This window comes from Paenibacillus sp. FSL K6-1096 (assembly GCF_037977055.1).
Classification (GTDB): Bacteria; Bacillota; Bacilli; order Paenibacillales; family Paenibacillaceae; genus Paenibacillus_AQ.
The window spans coordinates 4,644,234-4,661,345 of sequence record NZ_CP150274.1; the positions used below are offsets into that span (position 1 = coordinate 4,644,234).

A 17,112-nucleotide genomic window follows, 5' to 3' on the forward strand; every position below is an offset into this window, starting at 1 on the left:
ATCAAACTCAGAATTTACAGAAACGATGGTGGCTATGCAGATTCAACTGGAAGATCAGATGGTGACGCTACATGTTCAGTATGCCAAGCGCAAGAAGCTTTCCGTAACTGTGGACGGCTCGGATCTCATTACCGTTAAGGCGCCTAAGGGAACAAGTGAAGAGACCATCCTCGGTGCGGTAGCAAGTATAGGCCCGAAGATTCTGGAACAGCTGCGCAGGAATGCGGCGGCCCGGAAGGTGCCGGAGGCGAAGCGGTATGACGGGGAAGAGGTCTATCTGTATCTGGGCCGGGAGTACGCGCTCCATGAGCTGATTACGGTACAGGAGAGGAACGCTGACGAGCTGAAGCTTGCGCTGAAGAAGTTCTATATGTCCAGTTTGAAAAAAATCATCGCTGAGCGTATCACCCGCTATCAGACGCAGCTTAGAGTGAAGCCGAAGAGTATCGAAATTGTGGAGTCGCGGACCAAATGGGGCAGCTGCAGCTTTGACGGCAAGCTGACGTTCAACTACCGGCTGGCCATGGCGCCGCCCGAAGTGATTGACTATGTCATCATTCATGAGCTGTGTCATCTGCTGCATATGAATCATGACCGGTCCTTCTGGCGGCGGCTGGGAAGTGTAATGCCGGACTACAAGGAGAAGGAAGCGTACCTGGCCCGGCAGGGGCAATTCATGACACTGTGATCTTCATTCCAGGATGCAGGCTGTGCCTGCGGTTATCCGATTTACCCGATGTAGGTAGCCGGGTGCTTAAGGCCTGCCGGATACTCCAGGCTGCCCTGGCTCCGGACGAACAGACCGCCTGAATAGCTGCTGCCGGCCAGCTCCAGGCCAGGGTCATCGGGGGTGAAGTGGAAGACGATTGTCTCTGTATGGCTGTCCGCGAGCTGTAAGGCAATGTCGCGGCAGGAGACCGGCTGTGTGCTGATCAGGTCAAAAATCTCCAGTTGCCCGTTCTCCTGCTGGCAGATGGCAATGAGATTCTCGTCCTCCAGGTAGTAGAGCTGGCCGCTGAACACGTTCAGGCCGTAGAACATCAGCAGGCCATGGACCCCGCTGACACCGAGCCGCTGTGATACCGGAATCCGCTGTGCTCCAAGGGTGGTGAACAGATTCAGATCGAGCGGGTCGGCAAGGTTCAGCTTGCGGATTGCCGCAGCTCTGACCGTATCCACAGGGCAGTCCATGGAGAAGAGCTGCTCGTCCACCGGACGGAAGCCGAATTTCGGGTAGAACTCCAGAACGGAGTCATTGGCAAAAAGATACATGATGTCATAGCCCTGCCCGTAATCCTCCAGCACCTTGTTCATCAATTGTGTGGACAGGCCCCGACCCCGGTAGTCCGGGTGAGTCATCACCGTTCCGAGCTGAACAGAACGGGACTTCACCCCGTTAATCATCAGCTCCAGCAGATTCACCGAGACATTGGCCACAATTTGCCCGCCCTTTGCGTAAGAATAAGGAATGTATGTATCATTCCAGAACCCCGCCTCATACCAGTGCTTAAGCTCCAGCTCGAAGGTATCTTGTGCCAGCTTGAAGAAGCTGTGGCGCAGTGTATCAATATTTTTGTAATCCTTAACAAACTCCAATTTATACAACTCCTAACCTTCCGTAATAGTACTTCTAGCCCCGTTCATCCGCTTAATAGTTCATGCCGGGAGCTTTCCAGGCTCAGCACAGTGCCTCTTGTAGTATAAGGTATTATTTTACATAGGTCATCTGTCGGTGTTTCATTACCACATAATTCTACATGTGTCAATACGCTAAAGGATACCTAAAAGTACTCTCGGGTGTTATTCACAATTCAAGGCCTGAACGTTATCTTAGGTAATAAGAAGTGTTCACTATTAAGAACCCGTATCGTAATTCTCAAGCGGCTGGAGGTTATGTCATGAGCGCAATCGCCGGGATCTATTCGATGCAGCATGGGCCGCTGGACCCGGAGCTGGGCCCGCGCCTGATGCGGCAGCTGCAGCGTTATCCGGCGGATGATGCCGGATGCTGGCAGACGGAGAAGCTGTTCCTGGGCTGCCGCTCGCAGTGGATCACCCCGCAGTCCGTGGGCGAGTTGATGCCCTATGCCGATCCGCAGCGCGGGCTGGCTATCGTGGCTGACGCCATTATAGATAACCGCAGCGAGCTCTTCGGACAACTCCAGGTGGTCCGGGAGGACCGGGACTCCATGCCTGACAGCCTGCTGATCCTGCTGGCCTATGAGAAGTGGGGCGAGCAGGCACCAGTTCATCTGGTCGGGGATTTCGCCTTCATGATCTGGGACTATGCCCGGCAGCGGCTGTTCGGGGCGCGGGATTTCTCGGGCAACCGGACACTGTACTTCCGCCGCACGGGCAGGCAGTTCGCCTTCTGTACTGTGATGCATCCCTTGCTCACTCTAATGGAAGGCAGGCAGGGGCTGAATGAGACCTGGATCTCGGAGTTTCTGGCAAGCCAAGGTCGGACTGATGTAGTGGATCTGTTCTCCACAGTTCACCAGGGGGTGGAGCAGCTGCCTCCGGCCCATTCGGTGACCGTTAGTGCGAAGGGCATTTCGTTCTCCCGGTATTACACCTTCGAGATTCCGCCTCCCTTGAGGCTGGGCAGCGACGGGGAATACGAGGAAGCGCTCCGCGAGGTGTTCAGCCGGGCGGTCAGCGACCGGCTGCGCACCCATCTTGCGGCAGGCGCCAACTTAAGCGGCGGACTCGACTCCGGCTCCGTGGTCAGCTTCGCGGCCGAGGAGCTGCGCCGGGCAGGCAAGCCTCTGTACACGTTCAGCTCTTATCCGCTGGATAACTTCACAGGCTTCAAGCTGGGCCAGCGGGTCACCGATGAACGCCCCTACATCCGGGAGATCATCGACCATGTCGGGAACATTGAGCCGAGCTTCCTGAACTTCCCGGACCGCAGCTCTTACGGCGAGATTGACGAATGGCTGGAGATTATGGAGATGCCCTACAAGTTCATCGAGAACTCCTATTGGCTCAAAGGCATCTATGAGCAGGCTCACTCGCAGGGTGTCGGCGTGCTGCTGAGCGGACAACGCGGCAACTGGAGCGTCTCCTGGGGGCCGGCGCTGGATTATCAGGCGAAGCTGCTGCGGGAATTCCGCTGGCTCTCCTTCTACCGCGAGAACAAGCTGTACAGCCGCACCATGGGTGTCAGCCGCAAGAGGATGCTGAAGCTTGCCGGCCGCAAGGCCTTTCCCGTCCTCGGCCAGTTAGCCGGGGGGCGACAGGAAGCGCCGCTGGAGCTGATTCATCCGGAATTTGCCCGGCGGACAGGCGTGCTGGAGCGGCTGGGCGAACAGGAGTCGATGCTTGCCACCCGGACGGTCTATGAGATCCGCCGCGCGCATTTTCAGCAGCCGCATGTGTGGAATGTGAACGGGATCGCAGCGACCAAGCTGTCTCTGAAGTACAGGGTATGGGATCGTGACCCTACCAATGATCTGCGTGTCATCAACTTCTGCCTGTCCGTGCCGGAAGAGCAGTATGTCCAGAACGGAGTCGACCGCTCGCTGATCCGCCGGGCGATGAAGGGGCGGCTGCCGGATACGGTCCGGCTGAACCAGACGCGGCGCGGGATTCAGGGGGCGGACGGAATTACGCGGATGCTGCCCCAGTGGCCGAAGTTCCTTCAGGAGGTTCAGGAGATGCTCCGGGACCCGCTCGCATCGTCTTATCTGAATCATACCGGGCTCGCCGGATGCTTGGACCGGCTGGGTAGTGAGCCCGCACCTGCTTTAATCTTCAACACCGATTTCCGCCTTCTCACCCGGGGACTGGTATTCTACCGCTTCCTGCAGCGGGTGACCTGAGGGACAGAGCTTGAAAGGGGGTGACTACTATGAAAAAGGAATACAGCAAGCCTACATTGGAAGTGCTGGATGTGAAAATGACTATGGCTGGCCCCGGGATTTCCATTGCCGATGCCTTCCAAGCCGATCCGGATGAGATCGTTAGTCACTCCTAGTCTTCCCGCGTTAACGCTCAGCCCTTATCCCTCTTAGCTTGCTGGAGGGGGATGAGGGCTATCCCCATATTCAATCATCCGGCAGGTAGCGGGTGAAATTGACAGAGATGGAGTGAACCATATGGCTGGCACCGCACAATGTCTAGGGTATAAGGCCTTCGGCCTGCAGATTCTCAGCGAATTTCCGTTGCCGGAGCTTCCCCGGACTGACCTTCCCGGGCAGATAGGCAGTGTATCTGTCGTGCAGGCCGACCTGTCGGCGCGCTGGGAGACCATCCCGAAGATCACAGCGAATCTGGGGACAGCCGGCAATGAAGTCATGTTCATGGTGAAGGACACAGCGATCTTCTCCATTCAGAACGGCAGCACGATCACCGTATCGCCGGCAGCCGGGGCTGATCCGGACAGCGTCCGTCTGTTCATTCTGGGCAGCTGCATGGGGGTTCTGCTGATGCAGAAGGGCATTCTGGCTCTTCACGGAAGCTCGCTCGTGCTGGAGGGCAAGGCCTATGCATTGGTGGGGCGTTCCGGTGCAGGCAAATCTACGCTGGCTTCTTATTTAATGGACCAGGGCCATCTTATGGTCAGTGACGACGTTATTCCCGTATTGGTGCACAATGGACATCCATTGGCTGTTCCAGGGTATCCGCAGCAGAAGCTGTGGCAGCAGAGCCTGGACTATTTGGGAATGAATTCGTCCGCATACCGCCCGCTGTTCCGGCGGGAGACCAAGTTCGCCGTGCCGGTGCATGACCGCTTCCAGAGTGAGCCGTTGCCGCTGGCCGGGATTTTTGAGCTGGCTGTAGGCGGGGCGGAAGAAGTGAAGGTTGAGCCGGTTAACGGGCTGGAGCGGCTTCATATTTTATACAACCATACCTATCAAAAAGCGCTCGTCGATCCCATGGGCATCCGGGAATGGCATTTCGGGCTGCTCGCTTCGTTCGTAAACCGGCTGCCGATGTACCGGCTAACCCGCCCGGAGCAGGGCTTCAGCGCGCCGCGGCAGACGGAACTTATTATGGAGACCATTAAGCAGAAGATGGAGGAGATGAACCGATGAGTATGAACACGGCAGAGGTGCTGTCCCTGGATTCGGTGCTGGTTCAGCGGGAAGGCAATATCGCCAGCGACATGGACGGCGAGAAGGTGATGCTGAATGTGAAGAACGGCAAGTATTACAATCTCGGCGAGGTCGGGGGTGCGATCTGGGAGGCGCTGGCTTCACCGGTGTCCATCCGCCGGATTGCCGAGATCATGCAGGAGACCTTCGAGGTTCCGGCGGAGCTGGCGCAGCAGGATGTCATTGATTTCGTACAGAATCTGCTGAATGAGGATCTGGTTGCCGTTGTCAGCGGATCATGAAGAAGCTCCGGCGTCTTCGTCAGCTTTTGAAACATGAAAAGGCCGCGCTGGCGCTGATTCCCGAGGCGTTATGGCGGCTTTTGCTGGTCCGCATCCAGCTGTTGTTCCCCTTCGCCCGGACGGCCCCGCAGCTTGGGGTGAAATCCCTGGAGACCCCTGCGGTCTCCGATGAAGCGGATCTTCCCCGCATCCGGCAGATTACCACCGCCATCCGGCTGATCAGCCGCTATACTCCCTGGAAAAGTACCTGTATGGTCCGGGCCGTGGCCGGTCTTAAGATGCTGGAGAAGCGGGGAATTGAGAGCACCCTCTATATGGGGGTAGCGCGCGACAAGCAGGGCCAGATGATTGCCCATGCCTGGCTGCGCAGCGGGTCAAGCTATGTCTCCGGGGACGATGCGATGCAGGGCTTCGTTGTCGTGGAGAAGTTCGCCAAGGTGTTACAAGCCGAGTAATCGAGGTGGGTTCCATGCAAGCGATCATCTATTATGTCCGGCAGCTTCAGCGGCTGTCCGGGGTGAAGCTGTACCTTAATCTGCTGGGCATGGTCATCAGCGGCCTGCTGGAGAGCTCGGCCATTCTGCTGCTGGTGCCGATGCTGGGCATGGCCGGGCTTGAGCTGGGCGGCTCGGCGGCAGCGGCGGCAAGGCTGCCGGGAATTGGCTTCATCCAGGAGCTGCCGCAATCTACGGCGCTGCTGCTGGTGCTGGGCAGCTATGTGCTGATTATCCTCTGCCAGAACCTGATCTCACGGTCCGTAGCCATCCGCAATGTGGAGATTCAGCAGACCTACGGCCGGCAGCTGCGGTATGAGGTGTATAGCGCGTTGCTGCGGGCGGAATGGTCTTTTTTTCTGCGGAAGCGCACCTCCGATCTGATCAATATGATGACTACGGAGCTGGCGAGAGTCCTGGCGGGCATCAGCGGCTTCCTGCAGTTCCTCACCTCGCTGCTGTTCACCCTGGTGCAGATCGGCTTCGCCTTCTGGCTGTCCCCCAAAATGACGCTTGCCGTCCTCGTCTGCGCCGCGTTGCTGTCCATCTTCTCCCGGCGGTTCATCCGCAAGGCCAAGCGGCTGGGCAGCCGCAGCACTGAGCTGGGCAAGACGTATCTGGGCGGAATCACGGACCAACTGAACGGCATCAAGGATATCAAAAGCAATAATCTGGAGCAATCCCGGCTGGACTGGCTGCACGCCTTCACCGGGGAGGTGAAGCAGGAGCAGCTCGACTACACGCGCCTGCGTTCCAACTCCCAGCTCTTATACAAGCTGTCGTCCACCCTGCTGATTGCTGTATTTATCTTCGTCTCCTTCCGGTTCATGCATGTAGAGGGCCCGAGTCTGCTGCTGGTCATACTGGTCTTCACCCGGCTGTGGCCGACCTTCTCCACGCTGCAGGCGCTGCTGGAGCAGCTGGCCTCGGTCCTGCCGTCGTTCCGGCAGCTCCAGCAGCTGCAGGATGAATGTCTGGCTGCTGCCGAGCATGAGGGGGGAGCGCCTGTGCAGCCGATGACGCTGCAGGATGGCCTGGAGGCCAGAGACGTCGATTTCCGGTATCAGCCGGATGAGCCGGAGTATTCGCTGCAAGCAGTGAATGTGCGGATTCCGGCCCGGAAGATGACGGCGATTGTCGGACGCTCGGGCGCAGGCAAAAGCACGCTCGTCGATCTGCTCATGGGGCTGATGCAGCCGGAGCGCGGGGAGATTCTCGCGGACGGCGAGCCGATCACCGGGGAGCGGCTGCTCGCCTACCGCCGATCCATCGGGTACGTGGCGCAGGACCCGTTCCTGTACAACGCCACCATCCGCGACAATCTGATGATGATCAAGCCGGATGCGGCGGAGGCGGAGCTGTGGGAGGCGCTGGAATTCGCCTCCTCGGCCGACTTCGTCCGCAGGCTGCCGGACGGGCTGGATACGCTGCTGGGTGACCGCGGCGTCCGCCTGTCAGGCGGCGAGCGGCAGCGCCTGGTGCTGGCGCGCGCCATTATCCGCAAGCCGTCGATCCTGGTGCTCGATGAGGCGACCAGCGCGCTCGACACCGAGAACGAGCAGCGGATTCAGGAGGCGCTGGAGCGGCTGAAGGCCTCGGTGACGGTCATCGTCATCGCCCACCGCCTGTCCACGATCCGGGGAGCGGACCAGATCCTGGTCATTGACCAGGGCCGGGTCATCCAGCAGGGCGTGTACAGCGGCCTGGCCTCGGAGAAGGGCGGGATGTTCAGCCGGTTGCTCAAGGGGCAGGAGGAGGCTGGATAGAGCTGCGTCGATGAGTAGGCGTGTGGGCCGAATGTAATCGAAAAACCGATTACATTCAGCGCTGCGTGGACGTGTGGGCCCAATGTAATCGAAAAACCGACTACATTCGGAGCTGTGTGGGCGTGTGGGCCGAATGTAATCGAAAAACCGATTACATTGGCTGACCCCACCCAGCCCCATAACCATAATAAGGCAAGTGCTGAGTTTGATTAGCAGCACTTGCCTTTTTGGTATGGACGCTCCCGCCTACATCTCCTTCTCCACACCTGTCACCTTACGCCAGCTCCAGAGCACCGGCCGCAGCGGGAAATACAGGAAATGCAGCGGCTTCGGCAGCGGCAGGGTCTTGGCATCCGCCGCATACGGATACAGGAAGCCCGCAGAGCGGAGCAGCCGGTTCCGGGGGGACAGGATGCTCGGCAGATACCGGCTGAAATGCTGCTCGACCTCCGGTTCCAGCGGCGGAGTGTTCAGATTGACAATCCGCGGGAGGTAGAACAGCACATCACGGGCCAGCTTGCGGGCCTTGGGGTTGTCCATCAGCGGAGACAGCGCCGGGTCAACCGGCGTCTCCAGCAGCTCAGCGGCCAGAATGAGCGTCTGGCCGGCCACGGCGCTATGGCTGTAGCGCTCCAGGAGGCGCGTCAGCAGCGCAGGATCAGGCGGCTGCTTGCCCAGCAGCAGCATCTTGATGTCGTGCAGCCATCTCAGCCGGGACCAGGCATGTCTTGCACCATGGACCGCCAGGAACATGAACAGATCCTCCGGCCCTAAGTAATGGACATTCTGGCCGAAGTGGGGACTTGTCCGCGATTGTCTCCACAGCGCGTCGAATCCCGGCTCCTTCGCCGGTCCCGGGCCCAGCCTCCAGTGCAGCTCCACGTTGATCCTGCTGACAGGATGGATGAACGTGGTATGGTGCTCCCGCCATTTCCAGTCGCCCAGCAGGCTCTCGAATTTGTCTTCCTTCTCATACCCGAGCCGGATCAGCAGAGTCTCCGCATCCTCCAGCTGATCAATCGGCACCAGGAAGTCGAGGTCGCGCGAGGTCCGCTGCGAGAGATCGCCGTACAGCTCCTGACCGAGCACCGGACCCTTGAGGAAGATGCAGCGGATGTTCAGCTCAGCCAGGTGGCTCGCGATATTGCTCATCTCGCCGCTGAGCTGGAGCATCTGCACCGTATTCCGGCGGTACTCCCATTTCAGCCGCTCCAGCATCTCGGCAGGAACCGCCTGCGTCTCCATTTTGCTGAGTCTGGGGTAGAGGTAAGGATACACGCGGTGATGCCGGTTAAGCTCGATAAATAAGTCCCAGTTCAGGTCTGTAAACAGCTGCGGATGCTTCTGTGCCGTTTCATCCAGGCTCCCGGAATTCAGCAGTGCAAGAATAAGTTGTACTTCCTTGGATAAGCTCCCCTGATCAAGGGTATTCCGGTTAGTCATAGAGACTCTCCCTTTACCTGATTTTGAACAAATTACTAGAATATTAGTGAGCGTACCATCGTTGACAGAATGTTGTCAATTTAAGGGCCGGTACGCCTGCTGCACTTCAATAAGCCCCGGCGCTCAGCTTCAGAATCGTGCCGGTGGAGGCCGGAATCACATCCGCATCGCTGCCCAGTCCGAAGTAGAAGTCGCCGCCGGATTCCTCGAAGGAGCGGGCGAACGTATCGCGGCTGAAGCGGAAGACCTCACTCCAGCCTTCCCCGCCGGAGGGGAAGCTGGCGGTGCTTTTACGGTAGACATAATTCGTGTACTGGCCTGAAGCTTCCTTGACATAGCCAAGCACGTATACCCTATCCCCGCGGTCCAGAATATCAATAGGCGCTGCGGCGGAATTCGGCAGCAGCTCCTTGCGCGTGTTCTGGAAGCCCGCTCCGGCGGAGAACAGGCCCTGCGGGATGGATTGATGGTCATTGTAAATTTTGCCTGCAATATACAGCAGCCGTCCGTTCACCTCTGTAGTGCGGAGCAGCTTCAGCCAGGGCTGGCCGCTGACGCCGGGAACGTTCACTTCACCAGGCTTCGTCACGAAGCTTAGTCCGGGGAAAAGCTGGCTGTCCGGCATTCGGCGAAGGCGCATAATTGCTGCTGTTGCCGTGGCCGAGATAGATTTTTCCGCCGAAGAGCTGCATATCCCAGACGTTGCGGGCGTAAGCCGCTTTCTGGAACGGGCTGCCCAGCACTGTGATGGAGGAGCTGACATCCGGAGCCGCCGCAGCCGCCTGCGCTTCCCGGACCGGTAAGCCCTCCCCGTAAGATATTACACCGATCAGCATGAGACCTACGCATAACCGGCCTATATTCTGTTTGAACCCCCGCATGGTGATCCTCCTATAATTTGGAATGAAAACAATGATAATCGAATTCTCCCTAAAAAAGAAGGCATACTGCAAGTTTTGGTTCTTCCGGTACAACCCTTGCGGCAAACGTGCATCCGCTGGGCGTGAAGGCCCAGGACCCCAATTCCAAATTCCGTACCCCTACGCCACAATAGCGTTCATTCTGCATGGCTGCCCCCTTTGCTAGACTTATATCATGAACATATTGCAAAGGAGGGATCGCTTGAAAAAGCTAAAAACAACCGGCATTCATAACCATCACCCGGCCGGTTATTTATTTATCGCCCCCAGCATGATGGGGATTACGCTGTTCTATCTTGTGCCCGCCCTGATGTCGCTGGTCATGATGTTCACGGATTATTCCTTCATGAACAAGGGGGACATCCAGTTCGTCGGGCTGGATAACTTCCGGCGGCTGGCGGGAGATGCTTCCTTCCATAACTCTGTCCTGAAGACGCTGATCTTCCTGCTGACCGTTCCGGTTTCGCTGATTGTGGCTTTTCCGGTCGCCTATATTCTGAACAGAAGCGTCTATTGGACCAAGCTGCTGCGTACGCTGTACTTCCTGCCGTATATCATGAACGGGGTCGCCATCGCCTTCGTCTGGATGCTGCTCTTCCATCCCAGCCTTGGCCCCATTAACGGAGCGCTCCGGCTGATTGGGATTGCCGACCCGCCGGGCTGGCTGTCCGAGAGCAGTACGGCGATCTACGCGTTATGCATCATTCAGATCTGGATCATGGTCGGGTACAACATGATTATTTATCTCTCCAGCCTTCAGGAGGTGCCGAAGGAGCTGCTGGAGGCAGCGACCATCGACGGGGCCCGGCTGTGGCATTCCATCCGTTATATCACGGTGCCGCTGGTATCACCGACTACGTTCCTGCTGCTGATTACAGGGTTCATCTCGGCCATCAAGACGTTCGGCATCATTCAGGCCACCACCGCCGGAGGACCGGGCGAAGGCAGCAATGTGCTGTCGCTCTACATTTACAAGACCGCCTTCCGCTACTACGAAATGGGCTACGCTTCTGCCGTGTCCTGGATGCTGTTCGCCATTGTCATGCTGATTATGCTTGTCAATTGGGCAGGCCAGCGCCGCTGGGTTCATTATTAAACGAAAGCAAGGAGAGCCGTTTATGGAAACAACGATATCACCCGCAGTCCCTGCGGGGCGGCAGACGGCCAGGCGTGCTCCGGGCCTGTGGAAGTGGCTGCTGACGCTGGTCATGACCGCTTTGGGTCTGCTGCTGCTGCTGCCCTTTTTCTGGATGATCTCCACCTCATTCAAAACACCGCTGGAGGTGTTCGAATTCCCGATTCAGTGGATTCCGCAGCATCCGGTCTGGAAGCACCACGTGAATGTATGGACCGGAACGGGGAGCTTCGCGCTGCTCTATATGAATTCCCTGAAAATCTCCGTCTTGTCGACCCTGGGCGCCGTAACATTTGCTGCTCTGGCCGCCTACGGATTCTCGCGGATTCAGTTCCGCGGACGGGAGCCGCTTTTCCTGGTCTATCTATCCATGATGATGATCCCGCCGCAGATTCTGTTCGTGCCAAGGTTCGTGCTGTTCAACTGGATGGGCATTTACAACACCCATTGGGCGCTGATTCTGCCGGGGGCATTCACCATCTTCGGCGTGTTCCTGCTGCGCCAGTTCTTTATCACCGTGCCCCATGAGATCAGTGAGGCTGCTCTGATCGACGGTGCCGGACATTTCCGCATCTTCACCCGGGTCATTCTGCCACTGGCGAAGGCCCCGCTGGCCACGCTGACGATCCTTGATTTCTCCTGGCACTGGAATGATTACGAGAACGCCCTGATCTTCCTGGTGGACAAGAATCTGTACACGGTGCCGCTGGGACTGCAGAACTTCGTGCTGGAGAATTCGGTCGATTACAACGGCATGATGGCCGCAGCTACAGCCGCCATGATTCCGATGATTGTGGTCTTCCTGGCCGGACAGAAGTTCATTATTCAAGGCATTGCCAGCGGGGCGGTCAAGGGGTAGTGCAAGCCACCGAAGCCTATGAAGACAATGACAATGACAATGAAGAGCATGAAGCCTGAGGAGGTACTAACATGAACGTTCAAATTACAGAAAAGTATGACATCGTGGTGGTGGGAGGCGGTCTGGCCGGCTTCTCGGCCGCTGTCGCCGCCGCACGCCAGGGCGCACAGGTGTGCCTGGTCCAGGACCGGCCGGTATTTGGAGGCAATTCCTCCTCCGAGATCCGCGTATCGCCCCATGGGGCGGCTTGCTTCCATGCCTATGCCCGGGAGACCGGCATTATCTCCGAGCTGCTGATTGAGGAACGGGCCGTTAACCATGAGTGGATTACCGAGAACGGCTGGACCAACAGCGTATGGGATATGACGATGTACGACATGGCCGTGCGAACCCCCGGCTTAACCTTTCATTTGAATACCGCGCTGCTTGACCTGACGATGGAGCATGAGCGCAAGATTCACGCCGTGCGGTGCCGGACCGCAGGCGCGGAGACTGAGCTCCTGATCGAAGCGGAGCAGTTCATTGACTGCACCGGAGACGGCGTGCTCGCGGACCTGGCAGGCTGTGAATGGCGGATGGGCAGCGAGGGCAAGGATGAATTCGGCGAGCCGCACGCCCCGGAGCAGGCGAACCGGGAAGTGATGGGCAATTCCATTCATTTCAAGGCGAAGGATATGGGACGCCCCGTGCCGTTCGTGCTGCCGGACTGGGCCATCCGCTATGAGGATGCCAGCTTCTTTTATGACCAGGGCCGCAAGCCCTACGATATCCGTAGCGGCTACTGGTGGCTGGAGATCGGGATTCCCTGGCACACGATCCATGATGCGGAGACCATCCGCCATGAGCTGACCCGCCACACGCTGGGCGTGTGGGACTGGATCAAGAACCGTGACCCGCAGACCCGGGAGCTGGCCGCGAACTATGCGCTGGACTGGATCGGCCAGGTGCCTGGTAAGCGGGAGAGCCGGCGCATCATGGGGAAATACCTGATGACCGAGCATGATCCGGCAGGGCGCACCGTCTTTGAGGACGAGATCGCCTTCGGCGGATGGTTCCTTGACCTGCATACCCCCGGCGGCCTGCTGGCGCCGACCAGTGAGCCCAGCAGTGCAGAGCATTATGACCAGACCACCGACTATGCGGTCAAAAGCTATTGCGGTCCTTACGGCATCCCGCTGCGCATCTGCATGTCCAAGGATGTAGACAACCTGATGATGGCAGGCCGCAACGTCAGCGTCACGCATGCCGCTCTGGGCACGGTGCGGGTGATGGGCACAACGGCGCTGATGGGGCAGGCGGCAGGCATCGCGGCAGCGATTGCCGCAACGGAACAGCTGAGTGCCGATGAACTGCTGGCTACCCGTGTTCCGCACATTCAGCAGCAGCTGCTCCGGGACGGCTGCTTCCTGCCAAATGTTATTAATGAAGATCCGCTGGACCTTGCCCGGCTGGCTGCGGTTACCGCAAGCAGTGAAGCGCTGCTCTACGGCGTAGGCCCCGGATCCTCGGGAACGGCCGAGCATCTCGTGGATTGGACAGAGACGAAGCCGCAAGCGCCGGTACTGCCGGTGCAGCCTTATGACCGGGACCGGCTGAACCGGCGGACAGGGCAGTGGATCGCTGTAGGTGACCGTCCGGTGAGACAGCTGGAGGTCTGTCTCACCAATTCATCCGGTGCCGTGCAGCAGGTTAAGGGATATCTGTATGCGGTGGAGAGCATCTGGGATTACCGCACGGAACCGGGCCGGCCGGTGGCAGAGCTGGAGTTCATCGTGCCCGAGGGAGAAGAGCGATGGGTCAGTGTGCCGCTTGATCTGGAGCCGGGCAGCGACTTCCCGGCATTCTCCTACCTGCGGCTGGATCTGCTGGCGCACAGCGGGGTGGCCTGGATCAAGGCCGGAACAGTCATCCCGGGCCATGCCTCGGCCTACGAGATCGGCGGCGGCAAGATGCGCAGCCTTAAGGAGAACCGCAGCTTCCGGCTGGAGCCGCCGCAGAACTGCTATGCTGCGCACCAGGTGACCAGCGGAGTGACCCGCCCTTACCGCGCAGCCAATCTGTGGCGCTCCAATCCGCAGGAGCCGCTGGAGCAGTGGCTGGAGCTGAGCTGGGAGCAGCCGCAGGAAGTGCATACGGTGGAGCTCAGCTTCCCGGGGCATCTGTTCCACGAATATCATAACTACCCGCCGTTGTACCGTGATCCGCAGTGCGTGAGAGACTACAGCATCCAGCTCTGGCAGGACGGCTGCTGGATCGAGGCAGCCAGGGTCAAGGACAACTACCAGCGCCGCAATACCGTTACGTTAACACCGGCCTCCGGCAGCTTTACTGCAGATCGGCTGCGGGTAGTGATCCACGGGACGAACGGCGATGCATCAGCAGCCATATATGAAATCCGCTGTTATTAACAGCAGCCGGCAGACCGCAATGCGGTCTGTCTTCGGCTGTCTGAGAAGGGAGATAATTCTTATCTGCCTAAATTATTGAATAATGAATCCTCTGCTATACTTGGCAGGAACAGGCTGTAAGGCTGAAGGGGGATGAAGGATGATCAAGAGAATAAGGTGGCCCGGTGGCCTGAAATACCGCATTTTTACGGCCTATCTGCTGCTGGTCATTATTCCGTTCTCGCTGCTCTGCCTGATCGGCTTCCAGCAGATTGAGCAGATTCTGAAGCAGCAGCAGGTTGAACAGAACAAGCGGGAGATGGGCAGCTTCCGGGAGGACCTGCTGGATCTGGCCGGACTGATGACCCGGTCACTCATTCTGATTAACCAGAATCCTTCGCTGGAGCAGTATCTAAGCCCGGATTCGCCCCATTCTCCGTTCACGGCCATGCGCGAAATCAACCGCAATCTGGATTCCCTGGCGAACTCCTTTTTCCTGTCCACGCCGTCCGTCTTCCTGACCGTCACGGACCGGGCCGGACATGCTTATTACAATTACACTTCGCGCACGCCCATCGACGGGATGGCTGTCTATAACGAGATCACCGCCGGGCTTCAGGGACAGAGCGGTCCGGCCTCTTATTACTGGAAGGTGGCGGACAGCTATGTCTCCAAGGAGATTGCTTCGGGCAGCAAGCTGCTGACCATTGATTCCCTGCTGCTGGATGCCGGATCTGAGCCGTACGGCTCGGTAAGAATCAGCATGGATCACAGACAATGGCTGAGGCAGTGGGCCGGTACGGCCGATCCCCAGGCAGCCTATCTTGTACTCGGCGACGGTGGAGAGCTGATCTACCGCAGCGTGGAGGATGCTCAGATCCCGGGTGAGCTGGCCCGCCGGTTCCAGGAGGAATTCCGCCTCTACCCGGATAAGCTGGCCGATCTGACCAGCGAACGCGAGCAAGCGCTGTACCTGGCCAGTTATATGCCTTCCCTGAAGTGGACGCTGATCAAAAAAATCTCGCTGGAGCAGGTCTTCGCCGGCACCAACGCGATCAAACGCACGGCGCTCATCTCCCTGGTAGTGCTCACGCTGGTGTTCATTGCGGCTACGCTGCTGATTTCCTCTAACGTGACCAAGCCGCTGCATAAGCTGCGCGATCAGATGAGCCGGGCCGCTGACCAGGAGCTGCGGGTGACGATCCCCACCACCGGCTACGGGGGGGAGATTCTTCAGCTGCTGACCAGCTTCAACCGGATGATAGCCGATATCGGAACACTGATCTACCGGCTCAAAGTGGAGGAGCGCCAGAAGGAATCGGTCCGGTTCCAGATCCTCGTCTCCCAGATGGACCCGCATTTTCTGCTGAATACACTGAATATGATCAAGAGCCAGGCGCTCAAAAACAAAGACAGCACCACCTTCGACATCTGTGTCTCGCTCGGGCTGCTGCTGGAGACCAGTCTCAATACGGAGCTGGATCTCATTCCGCTGGGGCAGGAGCTGGGCTTCATGGAGGCTTATATGCACATCCAGAATATCCGCTTCGGCAACCGTTATCATCTGGATGTGGAGTACGACTCTTCGCTGTACTACGCCCTGGTCCCCAAGTTCACGCTGCAGCCGCTGGTGGAGAACGCCATTATACACGGCTTCGCTGACACGGCGTCCGGCGGGCAGATTACCGTGAACATTCATGCCAGCGGGAGGGAACTGGTCATGCTTGTGATGGACAACGGTGCGGGCCCCGAAGCTGCCCGGCAAGCCGCTGCCAAGGCAACTGTCCGGCGGAGCCGCAAAGGGATCGGGCTGAGCAATATCCGGGAGAGACTGGAGCTGCTGTATAGAGGCCAGGCCTCCTTAACGATCACCCGCAGCGCGGAAGAACACCTGACGGTTGTCGAGATCCGCACGCCGCTGCTGGTATCCGAACCTTATGCCAAAGGAGAATCAGACCATGTATAGTGTCTACCTGGTAGAAGATGAAGTGTTCGCCCGGGATATGGTGAAGCATCTCATTGCGTGGGAGAAATACGGCTTTGTCATCGAAGGCGAGTATGCGAACGGGGCGGAGGCCATGGAAGCCATGAAGCAAAGCCCTCCCGACATTGTGATTACCGATATTGTTATGCCTGTCCTGGACGGAATTGAGCTGCTGCGCCGCAGCCGCGAAGCCGGCTGGGAATGTCCGTTCATCATGCTGACCTGCATGTCGGAGTTCGATTATGCCCAGCAGGCACTGGAGCTTGGCGCCATAGGCTACGTGCTGAAGCTCTCTCTGCGGCCGGAGCGGCTGATTGCGCTGCTGGAGCGGGCGCGGGCGGGGCTGGAGCAGCGGGACAAGTGGCGGAAGCTCAGTGCCATCGGAGACACCGCTCTGCTTGCCGAAGCCGGAACTGCCGGGGGCCAGACGGGGCATCCGCAGATTGACCGCATTATTGAGTATATATCCGAGCATTATGCGCGGGACCATACTCTTGGCGAGCTTGCCCGCCTTGTTAACATGGAACAGACCTACGTCAGCAATCTGTTCAAGAAGAAAACCGGGCTCACCCTCACCAATTTCACGCAAAAAGTCAGAATCGAAGCGGCAGTCCATCAGCTGCTGCACACCAGCCTGCCGGTCTCGGCGATCTCCTGTGCGTGCGGCTTCTCGAACGATAATTACTTCAATAAAGTGTTCAAGCGCTGGACGGGCAAAACCCCGAGCGACTTCCGCCGCTCTTAACCGAAGCATAATCGGGGCCGCTTAACCCAAATCCGTAT

The 17,112-nt window shown here is 58.4% G+C and carries 16 protein-coding genes; 12 read left to right on the forward strand and 4 right to left on the reverse strand.

What is annotated here, in order from left to right; genetic code table 11:
• Positions 1–34 precede the first annotated feature (34 nt).
• Positions 35–688 carry a SprT family zinc-dependent metalloprotease gene (locus MHI24_RS20525; protein WP_340021386.1) on the forward strand — a complete coding sequence of 218 codons (654 nt, stop codon included), beginning with the start codon at positions 35–37 and terminating at the stop codon, positions 686–688.
• 41 nt (positions 689–729) lie between these two features.
• Here MHI24_RS20525 and MHI24_RS20530 read toward each other — a convergent pair whose 3' ends face one another.
• Positions 730–1,596 (reverse strand): GNAT family N-acetyltransferase, encoded by an 867-nt coding sequence (locus MHI24_RS20530; protein ID WP_340021387.1) that lies wholly within the window; start codon positions 1,594–1,596, stop codon positions 730–732.
• 302 nt (positions 1,597–1,898) lie between these two features.
• Here MHI24_RS20530 and MHI24_RS20535 point away from each other — a divergent pair, with 302 nt between their 5' ends.
• The 6 genes from MHI24_RS20535 to MHI24_RS20560 all read left to right on the forward strand — a co-directional run bounded on the left by MHI24_RS20535 (position 1,899) and on the right by MHI24_RS20560 (position 7,601).
• Positions 1,899–3,824 carry an asparagine synthase-related protein gene (locus tag MHI24_RS20535; protein ID WP_340021388.1) on the forward strand — a complete coding sequence of 642 codons (1,926 nt, stop codon included), beginning with the start codon at positions 1,899–1,901 and terminating at the stop codon, positions 3,822–3,824.
• A 29-nt stretch (positions 3,825–3,853) separates the two neighbouring features.
• Positions 3,854–3,979 (forward strand): paeninodin family lasso peptide, encoded by a 126-nt coding sequence (locus MHI24_RS20540; protein ID WP_238655530.1) that lies wholly within the window; start codon positions 3,854–3,856, stop codon positions 3,977–3,979.
• Positions 3,980–4,100: 121 nt separating this feature from the next.
• Entirely contained in the window at positions 4,101–5,039 is a 939-nt protein-coding gene (locus tag MHI24_RS20545) for an aldolase (RefSeq protein ID WP_340021390.1), read from the forward strand.
• Positions 5,036–5,341, forward strand: coding sequence for a lasso peptide biosynthesis PqqD family chaperone (locus MHI24_RS20550; protein ID WP_340021391.1), 306 nt, complete (start codon positions 5,036–5,038; stop codon positions 5,339–5,341). The genes MHI24_RS20545 and MHI24_RS20550 overlap by 4 nt, the downstream gene beginning before the upstream one ends.
• A gap of 26 nt (positions 5,342–5,367) precedes the next feature.
• Positions 5,368–5,796: a lasso peptide biosynthesis B2 protein gene (locus MHI24_RS20555; protein WP_340021392.1), complete on the forward strand. Its 429-nt coding sequence runs from the start codon at positions 5,368–5,370 to the stop codon at positions 5,794–5,796.
• Between the two features lie 14 nt (positions 5,797–5,810).
• Positions 5,811–7,601 carry an ABC transporter ATP-binding protein gene (locus MHI24_RS20560; protein WP_340021393.1) on the forward strand — a complete coding sequence of 597 codons (1,791 nt, stop codon included), beginning with the start codon at positions 5,811–5,813 and terminating at the stop codon, positions 7,599–7,601.
• A gap of 246 nt (positions 7,602–7,847) precedes the next feature.
• On the opposite strand, the gene MHI24_RS20565 is transcribed toward MHI24_RS20560, so the two are convergent.
• The 3 genes from MHI24_RS20565 to MHI24_RS20575 all read right to left on the reverse strand — a co-directional run bounded on the left by MHI24_RS20565 (position 7,848) and on the right by MHI24_RS20575 (position 9,925).
• Positions 7,848–9,044: a nucleotidyltransferase family protein gene (locus MHI24_RS20565; protein WP_340021394.1), complete on the reverse strand. Its 1,197-nt coding sequence runs from the start codon at positions 9,042–9,044 to the stop codon at positions 7,848–7,850.
• Positions 9,045–9,150: 106 nt separating this feature from the next.
• Entirely contained in the window at positions 9,151–9,633 is a 483-nt protein-coding gene (locus MHI24_RS20570) for a hypothetical protein (protein WP_340021395.1), read from the reverse strand.
• Positions 9,617–9,925, reverse strand: a complete 309-nt coding sequence (locus MHI24_RS20575; RefSeq protein WP_340021396.1) for a hypothetical protein — start codon at positions 9,923–9,925, stop codon at positions 9,617–9,619. Before MHI24_RS20575 ends, MHI24_RS20570 begins: the two co-directional genes overlap by 17 nt.
• Before the next feature lie 241 nt (positions 9,926–10,166).
• Here MHI24_RS20575 and MHI24_RS20580 point away from each other — a divergent pair, with 241 nt between their 5' ends.
• The 5 genes from MHI24_RS20580 (at position 10,167) to MHI24_RS20600 (ending at position 17,074) form a co-directional block, all read left to right on the forward strand.
• Positions 10,167–11,060: a sugar ABC transporter permease gene (locus MHI24_RS20580; protein WP_340021397.1), complete on the forward strand. Its 894-nt coding sequence runs from the start codon at positions 10,167–10,169 to the stop codon at positions 11,058–11,060.
• A gap of 112 nt (positions 11,061–11,172) precedes the next feature.
• Positions 11,173–11,958, forward strand: coding sequence for a carbohydrate ABC transporter permease (locus MHI24_RS20585; RefSeq protein ID WP_340026742.1), 786 nt, complete (start codon positions 11,173–11,175; stop codon positions 11,956–11,958).
• Between the two features lie 71 nt (positions 11,959–12,029).
• Positions 12,030–14,366 (forward strand): FAD-dependent oxidoreductase, encoded by a 2,337-nt coding sequence (locus MHI24_RS20590; protein WP_340021398.1) that lies wholly within the window; start codon positions 12,030–12,032, stop codon positions 14,364–14,366.
• Positions 14,367–14,505: 139 nt separating this feature from the next.
• A complete protein-coding gene (locus tag MHI24_RS20595; RefSeq protein ID WP_340021399.1) occupies positions 14,506–16,311 on the forward strand; it encodes a histidine kinase in 1,806 nt (601 codons plus the stop codon).
• Complete coding sequence (locus MHI24_RS20600; protein ID WP_340021400.1) at positions 16,304–17,074, forward strand: helix-turn-helix domain-containing protein; 771 nt, start codon at positions 16,304–16,306, stop codon at positions 17,072–17,074. Before MHI24_RS20595 ends, MHI24_RS20600 begins: the two co-directional genes overlap by 8 nt.
• Positions 17,075–17,112 lie beyond the last annotated feature (38 nt).

Coding starts and splice junctions, on each gene's coding strand:
- MHI24_RS20525 (WP_340021386.1), top strand. CDS start 35: ATGCAGATTCAACTGGAAGATCAGATGGTGACGCTACATGTTCAGTAT.
- MHI24_RS20535 (WP_340021388.1), top strand. CDS start 1,899: ATGAGCGCAATCGCCGGGATCTATTCGATGCAGCATGGGCCGCTGGAC.
- MHI24_RS20540 (WP_238655530.1), top strand. CDS start 3,854: ATGAAAAAGGAATACAGCAAGCCTACATTGGAAGTGCTGGATGTGAAA.
- MHI24_RS20545 (WP_340021390.1), top strand. CDS start 4,101: ATGGCTGGCACCGCACAATGTCTAGGGTATAAGGCCTTCGGCCTGCAG.
- MHI24_RS20550 (WP_340021391.1), top strand. CDS start 5,036: ATGAGTATGAACACGGCAGAGGTGCTGTCCCTGGATTCGGTGCTGGTT.
- MHI24_RS20560 (WP_340021393.1), top strand. CDS start 5,811: ATGCAAGCGATCATCTATTATGTCCGGCAGCTTCAGCGGCTGTCCGGG.
- MHI24_RS20565 (WP_340021394.1), bottom strand. CDS start 9,044: ATGACTAACCGGAATACCCTTGATCAGGGGAGCTTATCCAAGGAAGTA.
- MHI24_RS20575 (WP_340021396.1), bottom strand. CDS start 9,925: ATGCGGGGGTTCAAACAGAATATAGGCCGGTTATGCGTAGGTCTCATG.
- MHI24_RS20585 (WP_340026742.1), top strand. CDS start 11,173: ATGACCGCTTTGGGTCTGCTGCTGCTGCTGCCCTTTTTCTGGATGATC.
- MHI24_RS20590 (WP_340021398.1), top strand. CDS start 12,030: ATGAACGTTCAAATTACAGAAAAGTATGACATCGTGGTGGTGGGAGGC.
- MHI24_RS20595 (WP_340021399.1), top strand. CDS start 14,506: ATGATCAAGAGAATAAGGTGGCCCGGTGGCCTGAAATACCGCATTTTT.
- MHI24_RS20600 (WP_340021400.1), top strand. CDS start 16,304: ATGTATAGTGTCTACCTGGTAGAAGATGAAGTGTTCGCCCGGGATATG.